10 protein-coding genes are annotated in these 12,614 nt (G+C 73.3%); 3 read left to right on the top strand and 7 right to left on the bottom strand.

Features of this window, described 5'->3' with window-relative positions; translation table 11 throughout:
• Positions 1-1,077: an ABC transporter ATP-binding protein gene (locus DFJ68_RS16495; protein ID WP_121034665.1), complete on the bottom strand. Its 1,077-nt coding sequence runs from the start codon at positions 1,075-1,077 to the stop codon at positions 1-3.
• Positions 1,078-1,287: 210 nt separating this feature from the next.
• On the opposite strand from DFJ68_RS16495, the gene DFJ68_RS16490 reads away from it, so the two are divergent.
• Complete coding sequence (locus tag DFJ68_RS16490) at positions 1,288-2,616, top strand: hypothetical protein (RefSeq protein WP_121034664.1); 1,329 nt, start codon at positions 1,288-1,290, stop codon at positions 2,614-2,616.
• 152 nt (positions 2,617-2,768) lie between these two features.
• Here DFJ68_RS16490 and pdxY read toward each other — a convergent pair whose 3' ends face one another.
• The gene (gene pdxY / locus DFJ68_RS16485; RefSeq protein ID WP_121034663.1) at positions 2,769-3,617 is read right to left on the bottom strand and encodes a pyridoxal kinase PdxY; all 849 of its coding nucleotides are present in this window, start codon (positions 3,615-3,617) and stop codon (positions 2,769-2,771) included.
• A 69-nt stretch (positions 3,618-3,686) separates the two neighbouring features.
• Between pdxY and DFJ68_RS16480 the strand changes: the two genes are divergently transcribed.
• On the top strand, positions 3,687-4,013 hold the full coding sequence (locus DFJ68_RS16480) for a rhodanese-like domain-containing protein (protein WP_121034662.1): 327 nt from the start codon (positions 3,687-3,689) through the stop codon (positions 4,011-4,013).
• Positions 4,014-4,140: 127 nt separating this feature from the next.
• Here the strand turns inward: DFJ68_RS16480 and DFJ68_RS16475 are convergent, their stop codons facing one another.
• Together DFJ68_RS16475 and DFJ68_RS16470 are read right to left on the bottom strand one after the other, a co-directional pair.
• Positions 4,141-6,360 (bottom strand): hypothetical protein, encoded by a 2,220-nt coding sequence (locus tag DFJ68_RS16475; protein WP_121034661.1) that lies wholly within the window; start codon positions 6,358-6,360, stop codon positions 4,141-4,143.
• Between the two features lie 256 nt (positions 6,361-6,616).
• Entirely contained in the window at positions 6,617-7,957 is a 1,341-nt protein-coding gene (locus DFJ68_RS16470; RefSeq protein WP_121034660.1) for an amidohydrolase family protein, read from the bottom strand.
• A gap of 91 nt (positions 7,958-8,048) precedes the next feature.
• Between DFJ68_RS16470 and DFJ68_RS18165 the strand changes: the two genes are divergently transcribed.
• The gene (locus DFJ68_RS18165) at positions 8,049-8,711 is read left to right on the top strand and encodes a GntR family transcriptional regulator (protein ID WP_170165805.1); all 663 of its coding nucleotides are present in this window, start codon (positions 8,049-8,051) and stop codon (positions 8,709-8,711) included.
• Positions 8,712-8,896: 185 nt separating this feature from the next.
• On the opposite strand, the gene DFJ68_RS16455 is transcribed toward DFJ68_RS18165, so the two are convergent.
• The 3 genes from DFJ68_RS16455 to DFJ68_RS16445 form a co-directional block, all read right to left on the bottom strand.
• Positions 8,897-9,727 (bottom strand): hypothetical protein, encoded by an 831-nt coding sequence (locus tag DFJ68_RS16455; protein ID WP_147431632.1) that lies wholly within the window; start codon positions 9,725-9,727, stop codon positions 8,897-8,899.
• 71 nt (positions 9,728-9,798) lie between these two features.
• Complete coding sequence (locus DFJ68_RS16450) at positions 9,799-11,364, bottom strand: DHA2 family efflux MFS transporter permease subunit (RefSeq protein ID WP_211333405.1); 1,566 nt, start codon at positions 11,362-11,364, stop codon at positions 9,799-9,801.
• A gap of 389 nt (positions 11,365-11,753) precedes the next feature.
• A complete protein-coding gene (locus DFJ68_RS16445) occupies positions 11,754-12,614 on the bottom strand; it encodes an Fpg/Nei family DNA glycosylase (RefSeq protein ID WP_121034658.1) in 861 nt (286 codons plus the stop codon).

The raw sequence follows: 12,614 nt of genomic DNA, 5'->3' as shown, positions 1-12,614 counted from the left end.
TCAGGCTCCTGTCGAGGTGAGGCTGGCGGCGACGCGGACGTCGCGCTCGGGGTCCCCGGACGGACGTCGTCCGCGCCGGGAGGAGAGGGTGTCGCCGACGCGGTCGTCGGGACGGGCGCCACCGGAGCCGTGACCGGCTCGGCCACCACCCGGCATCCGGGCGGCGTCGTCCTCGTCGGGCAGCGCCAGGAAGACGTCCTCGAGGCTGCCGCGGCGCACCTCGAGGTCGGGCATCGGGATGCCGTGCGCCTCGCCCCAGGCGAGCAGCCGGCGCAGGGCCGACTCCGGGTCGCCGGTGCGGATCTCGACGTGGGACCCACCGTGGCGCGGCGCGACGGTCGCGTGCAGGTCGGTGGGCAGTAACGCCGCCGCCTCGGTCGGCAGGCCCACGGTGATGCGGGAGTCGCCGGACTCCGCGAGCACCTGCTCGAGGGTGCCGAGGCGACGCAGGGTGCCGCGGTGCATGATCGCGACGCGGTCGGCGAGCTGCTCGGCCTCCTCGAGGTAGTGCGTGGTGAGCACGACGGTCAGGCCCTCGCGGACCAGCTGCGACACGAGCTCGAGGCTCTGGTGGCGGCCCTCGGGGTCCATGCCCGTCGTCGGCTCGTCGAGGAAGAGCAGCTCGGGGTGGCCGAGCAGGGCCAGCCCGAGGTCGAGCCGGCGACGCTCTCCACCGGAGAGGGAGGCGACCCGGGTGTCGGCGCGGTGCCCGAGACCGACGAGGCCGAGGGTCTCCTCCAGCGAGCGCGGCCGGTGGTAGAACCGGCGCCAGGCGGTGACGGTCTGACGCACGGTCAGGGTCTCGAAGAAGCCCGCGTCCTGGAGCATGATGCCGAGCCGGGGGGCGAGGCGGTCGCGACCGGAGACCGGGTCGAGACCGAAGACGGTGGCGCTGCCGGCGGTCGCCTCGCGGTAGCCCTCGAGCACGTCGAGCGTGGTCGTCTTGCCGGCCCCGTTCGTGCCGAGGAGGGCGAAGACCTCGCCGCGGCGCACCGAGAAGCTCACGCCGTCGACGGCGGTGGTGGCGCCGTAGTCGACCCGGAGGTCGTCGACCTGGATGACGGTGTCTGTGCTCATGCCATAACGCTAGGAAGGCGCCGACGGCGCCACCATGAGCCGCCGTCACCGGTGCCCGTTGACACGTGTCACGAGGTCGGGTCGCCCAATCCGGATGCCGGGTGGCCCCGAACCCCATGATCCGACCCCCTCGCCGGGTCACCCACGACCTGCAGCCGACGCAGTGCGTGGTCGCCCCGGCGGACGTCGTCCCTCGATCGCTGGAGAGACATGCACCGCACCCACAGAGCCCTGTCGATCGCCGGCGCCGTCGTGCTGACGGCGAGCACCGCAGCCTGCGTGGGGACGTCGGTGCCCACGGACGGCGACCTCCGCTTCGACGGCACGCGTCTCGTCGACGCCCAGCAGTCACTGGCCGGCTTCGAGTCCACGTGGCGCGGCGCCATCGCCAACAGCGGCCGGGCCGCGACCTTCGCCCTCGACTCCGGCTGCTTCCTGCAGGTCGACGACGCGGGCGAGGTCGCCAACCGCATCCTCTGCGGACCGGTGCGGGTGGCCGGTGACATCGAGACGAGCTGGCAGAGCCACCCCGTCGACGCGGTTCCCGGCTCCGGCGGGGGCGTGCGCCTCGTGCTCGCCCGGGGTGGCGGCTCCGCCACCGCGACGTCGACCACGGCGACGACGACCGGCACGGCCGACACGACCGGCACGACGTCCGCGGGCACCGGCGGCAGCGACTTCCAGCCGCACGCCCAGCCCGACCCCGAGCTGCGCACGGTGCGCGCCGACGGCACGCCGGCCTTCTTCGGCGACACGCTGCCCGCCCCCCGGGGTGAAGGCGTCTCGACCGCCACCGCCCGCCCGAGCGGCACCCGCACCACGAGCCGCCCGTCGGCGACCGCCCCGGCCACGACGCGCGCCACCGGCACGCCGAGCGCGAGCCGCAGCACCTCGGCCCCGTCGCCCACCCGCACGTCGACGCCCTCGACCTCGGCCCCCGCCCCATCCGCCACGTCCGCACCGGCCGCACGGCCCACGCCGTCGGCCTCGCCGCGGGTCGCGGACGCCCCCGACGACGGGCTGGCGACCTCCGCGGCCGGGGAGTGCCCCGCGGTCACGGCCCCGAGCGGGACGGCATCCGGCTGGCGCCAGGCGTTCACGTGCACGACGACGCTGACCCGCACGACCACGCTTCCGCCGGCGGGCGAGGCCTCCAGCCGCCGGGTCGAGGGCCGTGCGGCGGCCGGTCGGACGTGGGTCACGGCCGTCATCACCCCGACCGAGCTGACGACCTACCGCACCGGCGGGCCGGACCCCCGTGAGGCCACGTACGACACCAGCTACTTCTCGTTCGGCACCAAGCTCACCGTCGCGGGCACGACCTACCTGCCCCGGCAGCTCGTCGTCGAGCAGGCCTTCGAGGGCCGGCCGCCCACGATCACGGCCTGGTTCGAGGTGCCCACCGGCGAAGCCCGCATGTCGCTCACCGGCTGGGTCAGCACGCGTCTCGAGCGCACCACGACGGAGGCGACGGACGCCCGTTCGGAGGGTGCGTTCACCTACGCCATCGACCAGCAGGTCGTCTTCGGCCGCCGCTGACGACCGGCCGGCGAGCCCTGGCGGTCGTCCGCACCGTGGCCGAAACCGCTGGGGGGCATGAAAAAGCGCCGTTCCGCACGGTCAGGGGTGGTCATGCGGAACGGCGCTCGTGAAGCATAACCGGTCGGAGCCGGTCTCGGGTCGTGAAAGGCTCAACGAAGCGTGGCGATGGCCACATTCGTCGGCGGATAGGCGATCGCGTCCTGGCCGTCGATGAGCAGCATCTCGGTCGAGCCGGCGGCGTGGGTGCGCTCGAGGATGGAGAACATCGTCCCGGCCGTGCGCGCGAGCGCCGTCTTCGCCCCGTCTGTCAGGAAATGGGCGAGGAAGAGGGCGGCCGTGACGTCGCCACCGCCCTGCACCGTCATCGGCAGCAGCGGGGTGGTCGCGACCCACGCCCCGTCGTCCGTGACGGCGGTGAGCTGGATGCTCCCCTCGGGCGTGTCGTCGACGAGCGTGCTCGTGACGAGCACGACGGACGGCCCGCGGCCCCGCAGCTCGTCGGCGGCGGCGAGCAGCTCGGCCGACGTCGTGACCGGATAGCCCACGAGGTACTCGAGCTCGAACTGGTTCGGCGTCACGATGTCGGCCTGCGGCACGACCTCGTCGCGCATGAACTCGGGGATCCCCTCGCGGACGAAGAAGCCGCGCCCGACGTCACCCATGACGGGGTCGCAGCAGTAGACGGCCCGGGGGTTGGCCGCCTTGACCCGCGACACGGCATCCAGCACGACCTGCCCGACGGCCTCGGCGCCCTGGTAGCCCGACAGCACCGCGTCGATGTCGGGGAACGCGCCACGCTCCTCGACCCCGTCGATCACCGCGGCGACGTCGCTCGGCGCGATGAGCGGCCCGCGCGTCGAGCCGTAGCCCGTGTGGTTGCTGAAGGTCACCGTGAGCACGGGGTAGACCTCGTGCCCGAGGCGCTGCAGCGGGAAGACGGCCGCCGAGTTGCCGGCGTGGCCGTAGGCGACGTGCGACTGGATGGACAGGATTCTCACCCGCCCCAACCTAGTGCCGGGCCCACCCGACCCGCACGACCCGCACGACCCGCGTGCGAGACTGGCGCCATGAGCGAGCAGCCCACGACGACCGTGTCCGAGGTGGCCGACGACGCCGTCATCATCGACGTGCGCGAGGCGAACGAGTGGGCGGCCGGCCACGCGCCGAACGCCGTGCACATCCCCCTCGGTGACCTGCCCTCGCGGCTCGCCGACCTGCCCGACACGGATGCCGGGACGGTGGCGGTCACGTGCCGCAGCGGCGGCCGCTCGAGCCGCGCCGTCGCCTGGCTGACGCAGCAGGGCTACGACGTCGCCAACCTCGACGGCGGCATGAAGGCGTGGGAGAGCGCCGGCAAGCCGCTCGAGGGCGAGGGCACCCCGCACGTCCTCTGACGCGCCACCCCTCCCCCGTCGAGAGGCCAACTAGCCCCCGTCGAGAGGCCAAATAGCCCCCGTCGAAGGGCCAGAGAGCCCCCCCTCGAGTGGTCAGCCCGTCGTCGCCCTCGCGCGAGGTCCGACGTCAGGCCAGTCGGGCGACGAGGCTGTCGTAGAGCGCCCACCCCGGCATCGGCAGCTTCTGCACGTGCCGGGCCTCGCCCGGGATGCGCAGCCACTGGCCCGCCGTGACCCGCCCGGACGCGAGGTCGACCTGGACGGGTGCGGTGCGGATGGTCCACTCGTCGCGGAAGTCGCACCGGTCGAAGCCGCTCGGGCCGGTGCCGTAGGGCACCCGGACCACGCCGACGCTGCGACGCAGCACGGAGGCGACGACGGTGCCGTCGGCGCAGGCGCTGAACGACGTCACGCCGAGCAATGGCGGCGGCTGGGTGACCGACTCCCCGTCGTGGGTCATGCTGCTGCCCGCGGGCACCGGATCCCCGTGATAAAGGTTGTCGCCGAGCAGCTCGGTGCCCAGCTCGGGCCCCGCCAGCCAGCGGGGGGACGGGAGCCGGCCGGCGAGGTGGGCGAGCACCGAGGCGTGTGAGGCGACGGCGAAGCCCTCCGGTCGGTGGACCCACACGTGGGTGTCGTCGACGGCGACCCCGGAGCACGCGGCCCAGCCCTCGGGCCCCGGCATTTGGTGGTCGGCGTTGTCGACGTTGACGTAGAGGTCACCATGCCCCTCGAGGGAGGCGTACAGCATCCACGGGGTGCGCTCGACGGGGACGAGGAGCTGGTCGGGGTCGGCCGCGGAGTGGCGGGGCGTCGAGACCGCGCCGATGCCCGTGACGGGCGCCGGCACCTGGGGCCACCAGTCGACCCGTTCCAGCGCCTTATCGTCGAAGTCACCGGCGGCGGGCAGGGTCCAGCGCATGACGCTGCCCACTCCGCCGGGGTTGCGGCCGGAGCCGGCCACGACGTCGAGACCGTGCTCGTCCTGCCCGGCGACCCACGCGCCGGTGAAGGCCGCCTCGAAGTTGTCGAGGACGTCGCGGTACCGCTCGAAGGTGAGGGTGTCGGTGCGCACCCAGCCGTGGTCGACCCAGTGGTTCGAGCCGGGGTAGCTGCTGCTCGACGACTTCAGGACGAAGCAGTGGTGTCGAGGGGTGAAGTCGAACGTCCTCGACGAGTCGCCCTTCTCGATGCGCGAACCGGCGTCCTCGGCGAGCACGACGTCGTGGAAGTAGTTGCGGTCGCTCCGGTCGACCCACTCGCCGCGCTTGACCTTGCCGGGACCGCTGACGAACCACAAGGAGTGGTTGGTGCCGATGTGGGTGAACAGGCCCCACCGCTGCGCGGTCCCGCTCAGCTCCCTCAGCTTGTCGAGGACGAGGGCGTTGGCGACCTCGTAGGCCTGCTTGCTCGCCTCGGCGATGCCGCGGATCGAGATGAGGGCCTTCTCGAGGTCGCGCTTGTCGTCGGCGCCCAACGGGTTGGCCGACCCGGGGTCGACGGAGGCCATGAGGGTGGCCATGTCGTCGCTGTGGGCCATGAGGGTCAGGGTCATCGACGACGAGACGAGGTCGGCGTAGGTCTTGCAGAACAGTCCGAGGACGGTCGGCCACAGGTCGACGTCCTGGTTCTCGGGCGAGCGCAGGTACTCGACGACGCCCCAGCTCTGGAAGGTCTTGGCGTTCTTGAACGGGCTCGTGCCGTCGAGCGCCCGTTGACAGGCCTCGAGCTCGGCGAGCAGGTGGGTGTAGTCGGCGTGGGTCCGGGGCTCGTGCGCCGCGAGCACCCGGAGGGTGGACGACTGCTGCATGATGACGACCGCGTCGACGAGCACCTGGTCGTGCACCTGCTTGATGTCGCGCACCTGCGTCTGCGACTCGAGCTGACGCAGCAGCTTCTCGAACGTGGCCCCCTCCGACTCCTGCTTCGGCCCGAAGCACCGCAGGATCTGTGCCACGACGGAGAACAGGGCCCCCACGAGGGCCACCTCGGGACCGGCCGCGCTGAGGACGGTGCTGACGAGGGGGGCCAGGGACGCGACGATGTCCATCAGCTCGGCCGAGCCGGTGACGGCATCCCCCTTCCTGAACGCCGCGACGGCTGCGATGACACTCTTGGTGACGGCCGGCGCCGCCTTGGCGATGGCGTCACCGACGTCCTTGGCCCGCTTGCGCTGGTCGGCGTCGCTCTTGTCGCTCTTCTCGATCGCCCGGGCCTTCTCGTAGTCGGCCTTGACCTGGGTGATCTTCGTCTGCCAGTCGACGCGCTCCTCGGCGCCCATGCCCTCCAGCTGCATCTCGTGCAGCACGTCGAGGTGGGCGATGACCGAGTCGTCCTGGGCGCTCATGGCGCTCCCCCTTGCTCCGACCCGACGGTCGACGGCTGCGACCGGCTGCGGGCGTTCGCCAGCATCGTCGGCCGGGCGTGACGCGGTCAACGGATGCCGGCCCGCCCCCGCGGATTGGGGTGCTGGCTCCACCCGCCGCGTGCAGGCAGGTCCATGGCGCCAGCTCGCCAAAGGGGTGTAGAGCCGGGCGTGCTGGACGTTCCGGGCGTCACGCCGCGACGTCGAGCGAGGCATCGACGCCGCGGCGCCGGGCCCGTCAGAGGTCGTCGCGCACGACGACACCCTGGGCGACGACGAGGTCGAGCGCCTCGCAGGCGCCACCGTCGGCGAGCGGGTCGCGGGAGGTGACGACGACGTCACCGAGCGAGCCCGGGCGCAGGCGGCCGACCTGCTGCTCCCAGCCGAGCAGGCGCGCGGCGCTCGTCGTCGCGGCACGCAGTCCGTCGAGCGGGCTGAGCCCGGCCTCGGTGAGCAGGCGGATCTCCTTGCCGATCGGGTCGACGTCGGTGCCGAACGAGTCGGTCCCCGCGACGACGGTGACCCCACGGTCGTGCGCCTCCTTGACGGCCGCCTTGAGCACCGGCACGTACTCGCGGCCGCGCGCCGCGAGCACGGGGTCGGGCGACTCGAGCAGCCCGACGATGGCCGACATGGTCGGGGTGAAGTTCGTGCCGAGCCCCTGCATGCGGTCGATCGTCGCGTCGCCGACGAAGACGCCGTGCTCGATGCTCTTGACCCCGGCCCGCACGGCCCCGTCGATGCCGACCTCGCTGTAGGCGTGGCACAGCACCGGACGCCCCGCGGCGGCGTTGACGACCGCCGACAACTGCTCCTTGTCGTAGACGAGCTCGGTGGGGTCCTGCTCGGGCAGCCCGGCGCGCGGGTTGGCCCGGGTCTTGATGACGTCGACCCCGCGCGAGAGGTTGACCTTGACGAGGTAGCGCAGGTCCTGCTTCGACTGGATGCCGGTCGGCAGGGCCGCGAGCGGGGCGAGGTCGGGGTCGGCGAGCACCGAGTCACCGAGCAGCGGCGAGACGAACATGCCCGCCGCCCGCATGCGCGGCGCGAGCCCGGGGGCCCACGTCGGCAGGGAGCGCATCGCGACGTCCTGGTAGAACGACGACGAGCCGCTGCGCACCGAGGTCGCGCCCGCCGACAGGAGCGCCTTGGCGTCGGCGAGGGCGTTGGCGTGCACGTGCACGTCGACGAGGCCCGGGAGCACGAACCGACCGGTGACGTCGATGCGACGGGCGCCCGGGCCGACCGCGGCCACGGCGTGCCGGGTGGCGGCGCGCGTGCCGGCAGCGAGCACCTTGCCGCCTCGCAGCACCACGACGGCATCCTCGACGACGTGGCCCGTCAGGGGGTCGACGAGCGAGCCGCCCTCGATGACGAGGGGGGCGACGGTCGTCGGGCGCCCGGGGTAGCGCGCTGCGGTGGCGTCGGTCTCGGCGGCGGCCGCGGAACCCGCCCCCGCCACCCCGGCCACGCCGACCGCCGTCACCCCGGCGAGCACGGAGGCGGCCCCAAGCACCCCGCGACGGGTCATGGCGGACGTGGGCTTGGCGTCGACGGCGTCGTGGTCGTGCAGGCACATGGTGGGGCTCCTGTCGTGGCCGCCCCGGACGTCGTCGGCATCGGCGCCGGGCGCGGTACCGTATTGGTATACCAACCTCAGGGGGTCGTCAATGGTCTTCTCACCGGCATCGGATGCCGCGCCGTCGCTGCGTGCGTCGGTGACGAGCTCCGTGCGGCAGCTCATCGTCGACGGTGAGCTCGCCCCCGGGGACCGGCTCGTCGAGCGGCGGCTGGCCGAGCGGCTCGGGGTGTCGCGGGTGCCCGTCCGTGAGGCCCTGCAGGCGCTCGAGCGCGAGGGTTTCGCCGAGCAGCGGCCCCCGCGGGGGCTCGTCGTGCGACACCTCGACGCCGCCGAGGTGGCGATGCTGTTCGAGGTGCGGTCGGCTCTCGAGGACGTGCTGTCCCGGCGGCTCGTCGAGGTGGTGTCCGACGACGACCTGGCCCGGCTGCAGGCGGTCGTCGACGACACCGACCGGCTGGGGCGCGCGGGTCTCACGGCGCAGGCCGTGGCCCGTAACGCCGAGTTCCACGACGTCCTCGTCGAGCTGGCCGACAGCCCCGTGCTCGCGGCCGTGGTCGAGCCGGTCGCGGGTCGGCTCGCCTGGATGTTGAGCCAGCACGCCGCCCCGACCGTCATGAACGACGAGCACCAGCGGGTGGTTGACGCCCTCGCGCAGAAGGACGCCGACGCGGTCGCCCGCGTCCTCGCGCAGCACCTCGAGAGCAGCCGCACCGCCCTCGCCGCCCGCCTCCCCCGTCGAGAGGCCACCTAGACCCCGTCGAAAGGCCAGTTCCCGGCGACGGGCCACGTCCCGTCACGTCGCCACATCCCGTCGAGTGGCCACTTCGTGACGGCTTTCCGCGTCGGCAACTGGCCTTTCGACGGTGTCCAATCGGCCTCTCGACGGGAGGGATGGGCCCGGGCAGGGGCCAGGCGGGTCGGGCGCCGGAGCGTGGGTCAGGGGGTCGGCAGCGGTACCGGGTCGGTGCAGACGAGCTCGTCGCCCTGCGGGGCCCGGGCCCTCGCGGTCGACGGCGACTCCCGGCCGCCCACCGCGTCGGGGGCCGGCCCGACCTGCTCGGCGCCACCGGTCACCTGGACGCAGAACTGCCACGACCCGGCATCCGTCGGGAGCGGTCCGCGGGGAGCCGTGAAGGTCGTCCCGGGCACGTCGAGCACCGGCGGCCAGGGCGCCCACGCCCGGCCCGTCAGGGTCGCCCCGGCCGGCAGCGGGCGAGCCCCCGTGACCGGCGGCGCCGCGAAGCGCACGTTGGGCGCCGGGTCGAAGGCCTGCTTGCTCAGCCGCACGACGCCGTCGGCGGCGTAGACCCACGCGTGCTCGGGGTCGACGTCGCCGAGGGTGCCGGAGCCCAGCTGCGCGGGCACGAGGTCGTACGCCGTGAGCGACTGCCTCCCGCCGTTGACGAGGGTGTACTCGACCTGCAGACCCGGCCGCTGCCGCGTGCCCCTGACGTCACTTACACCGTGCAGCACCCGCGCCATCGACGCGGTCAACGTGAGGTCACCGACCTTCGTCGTCGCCACCGTAGGAAGGGCCACCGACGGGGATGCCGTCGGGGATGCCGTCGGGCCCAGCGTGGCGGTCGGGGCGTCGGTCCCCGCCGGGCCGGCGGGCACGCTCGAACCCTCCTGCGTCGTCGCCCCGACCTCGCTCGCCGCTCCCGGGGCGGGGGCGGAGGTCGGCTGGCCGCACGCGCCGAGCGCGAGCCCGGCCGCCATCACGGCGATCGCGGCGGGGGCGGGCAGGAGACGGCGGCGGGTGCTCATGACCATCCAGACACACGTCGGCGGTCGAACGTTGCACGTCCGGCCGCCGAGGTGAAGGTCTGCGGGGGCGGTCAGCCGGCCTGCGCGACCTCGACCGGGTGGTCGTCACGCGAGGCCACCACGTCGGCATCCGACCGCTGCGTGTCGTGCGTCCCGCCGGGGCCGCCACGCACGGCCAGCGACAGCAGCACGGCGACGGTCGAGATGACGGCGCCCCAGAGCATCGCGTCCTGGACGCCGGATGCCGTGGCGCCGGCCGCTGCGGAGGGGCTGCCGTCGCCGCCCGCCGCGGCCACCCCCCGCGTCATGACGGTGATGAACAGGGCGGTGCCGGCGGCGCCCGCCACCTGCTGAACGGTGCTGACGATGGCGCTGCCGTGGGAGTAGAGGTGCTGCGGCAGCGAGCCCAGCGCCGAGGTCAGCAGCGGCGTGAACATCAGCGCGATGCCCATGCTCAACGTCACGTGCGCGGCGACGACGGTTCCGGCGGTCGTGCCGACGCCGAAGGTGCTCATCCACCAGAGGGCGACGCTGGTGAGGACGGCGCCCGGCCCCACGAGGGGCCGCGGGCCGACCCGGTCGAAGGCGCGGCCGACGAGCGGGGCCATGAGACCCATGACGGCACCGCCCGGCAGCAGGACGAGGCCGGTCTGCAGGGTCGTCAGGCCGAGCGTGCCCTGCAGCAGGATCGGCAGCAGGATGAGCGTGCCGAAGAGCGACATCATCGCCACGACGACGAGCCCGACGGCGACCGAGAACGGCCGCGACGAGAAGGCGCGCAGGTCGAGCAGGGCGCGCTCGCGCAGCCGCAGCTGGCGCCACACGAAGGCGACGAGGGCGACGGCCCCGATCGAGAGCGGGATCCACGGCGGCAGCAGCGCCTCGCCCGCGGCACTCTCGCCGATGCTGCTCAGTCCGTAGATGAAGCCGGCGAAACCGAGGGCGGAGAGCACGACCGACGGGGCGTCGAGCGGCACACGGACCGGGGTCGTGAGGTCACGGACCCACACGCGGCCGAGGGTGAGGGCGAGCGCGGCGATGGGCAGGACGATCCAGAACATCCAGCGCCAGCTCAGCTGCTGCAGCACGACGCCCGAGATCGTCGGGCCGATCGCCGGCGCGACCGAGATGACGATGGAGATCGTGCCCATCATGCGTCCGCGGCGCTCGGCCGGCACGACGTTGAGCACCGTCGTGATGAGCAACGGCATCATGATCGCGGTGCCCGACGCCTGCAGGACGCGGGCGAGCACGAGCACGAGGAAGGTCGGCGCCAGCGCCGCGAGCAGGGTGCCGGCGGTGAAGACCGACATCGCGACGGTGAAGAGGGCCCGCAGGGTGAAGCGGCTCATGAGGTAGCCGGTCACGGGGATGACGACGGCCATCGTCAGCAGGAACGCCGTCGTGATCCACTGCGCCGTCGTCGCCTCGATGGAGAACTCCTCCATGAGGCGCGGGAGCGCGACGCTCATGATGGTCTCGTTGAGGATGACGACGAACGCCGAGCCGACGAGCAGCGCGATGAGCCGCCCCGCTCCCGGCGGGAGGTTGGGTGTCGAACCCGTCCGGTCGGTCGCGGGCCCCTCGGCCTGCGGCAGCGGGTGGGTCTCTGGCACGGCTACTCCTGACATCGACATCGAAACGTGCATTCCCTGCAAGTTCTCAGCCTGCCTGATCTGTTCCCCGGTCGACGAATCGCTCGCGTCGCAGTCCGGATGCCGGCCCGCCCCCTCCCCGCCCACCCCCCGTCGAGAGGGCGCGTAGACCCCGGCGAGTGGTCACGCGTGGAGTGCCCGCAGAGCGACGTCGTCGGCGGTGCGGCCTCCGGCTGGCACCGACGCGAAGTGGCCACTCGACGATGTCGGTGCCACCCCGCATCCGGCTCGCGCTGTCGGGAACTGGCCACTCGACGGTGTCGGGGCCGCCCGGCATCCGGCTGAGGCCGACGCGAAGTGGCCTTTCGACGGGGTCTATCTGGCCTTTCGACGTGGTCTATCTGGCCTCTCGACGGGGGCGGGGGCGGGGCCTACTTGAGGAGGCGGGACATGCGCCGGTCGGCGAGCGGCTTGCCTCCGGTCTGGCACGTCGCGCAGTACTGCAGCGAGGTGTCGGCGAACGAGACCTCGCGCACGACGTCGCCGCACACCGGGCACGCCTCGCCGGTGCGGGCGTGCACCCGCATGCCGGCGCGCTTGGCGTCCTTGAGCTCCTTGGCCGGCTTGCCCGACGCCGTCGCGACGGCGCTCTTCAACGTCTCGCGCAGCGCGGTGTAGAGCCGCTCGACGACCTCGGGCGCGAGTGTGCCCGCGATGGCGAACGGGCTCAGCTTCGCGACGTGCAGGATCTCGTCGCTGTAGGCGTTGCCGACGCCGGCGATGAACTCCTGGTCGCGCAGCAGCCCCTTGATCTGGGTGCGGCGGCCGGCCAGCAGCTCGCGGAAGCGGTCCAGCGTGAAGTCGTCGGCCAGCGGGTCCGGGCCGAGCCGGGCCACGCCGGGCACCTCCGCCGGGTCGCGCACGATGTAGGCGGCGAGCGACTTCTTCGTGCCGGCCTCGGTGAGGTCGAACCCCGACCCGTCGGACAGGCGCACCCGCAGCGCGATGGGCGACTTGCCGGGGCGCACGACCGTCGCAGGCAGCTGGTCGCTCCACCGCAGCCAGCCGGCGCGGGCGAGGTGGAAGACCAGGTGCGTGCCGTCGACGTCGATGTCCAGGAACTTGCCGTGCCGGCTCACGCCGTCGACCGGGGCGCCCTCGAGCGACTGCGGCGCGGGGTCGAACGTCTTGAGCACGCTGATCGAGGCGAGCTCGACCTTTGTGACGGCGAGGCCGTCCGTCCGCTCGGCGAGGAAGTCGACGAGCGCCTGCACCTCGGGCAGCTCGGGCAT

This window comes from Terracoccus luteus, assembly GCF_003635045.1.
Classification (GTDB): domain Bacteria; phylum Actinomycetota; class Actinomycetes; order Actinomycetales; family Dermatophilaceae; genus Terracoccus; species Terracoccus luteus.
The sequence above is the reverse complement of the archived record's forward strand: the minus strand, read 5'-3'. Positions and strand labels throughout refer to the sequence as shown.

Coding starts and splice junctions, on each gene's coding strand:
- DFJ68_RS16495 (WP_121034665.1), bottom strand. CDS start 1,077: ATGAGCACAGACACCGTCATCCAGGTCGACGACCTCCGGGTCGACTAC.
- DFJ68_RS16490 (WP_121034664.1), top strand. CDS start 1,288: ATGCACCGCACCCACAGAGCCCTGTCGATCGCCGGCGCCGTCGTGCTG.
- DFJ68_RS16480 (WP_121034662.1), top strand. CDS start 3,687: ATGAGCGAGCAGCCCACGACGACCGTGTCCGAGGTGGCCGACGACGCC.
- DFJ68_RS16475 (WP_121034661.1), bottom strand. CDS start 6,360: ATGAGCGCCCAGGACGACTCGGTCATCGCCCACCTCGACGTGCTGCAC.
- DFJ68_RS16470 (WP_121034660.1), bottom strand. CDS start 7,957: ATGTGCCTGCACGACCACGACGCCGTCGACGCCAAGCCCACGTCCGCC.
- DFJ68_RS18165 (WP_170165805.1), top strand. CDS start 8,049: ATGGTCTTCTCACCGGCATCGGATGCCGCGCCGTCGCTGCGTGCGTCG.
- DFJ68_RS16455 (WP_147431632.1), bottom strand. CDS start 9,727: ATGAGCACCCGCCGCCGTCTCCTGCCCGCCCCCGCCGCGATCGCCGTG.
- DFJ68_RS16450 (WP_211333405.1), bottom strand. CDS start 11,364: ATGTCGATGTCAGGAGTAGCCGTGCCAGAGACCCACCCGCTGCCGCAG.
- DFJ68_RS16445 (WP_121034658.1), bottom strand. CDS start 12,614: ATGCCCGAGCTGCCCGAGGTGCAGGCGCTCGTCGACTTCCTCGCCGAG.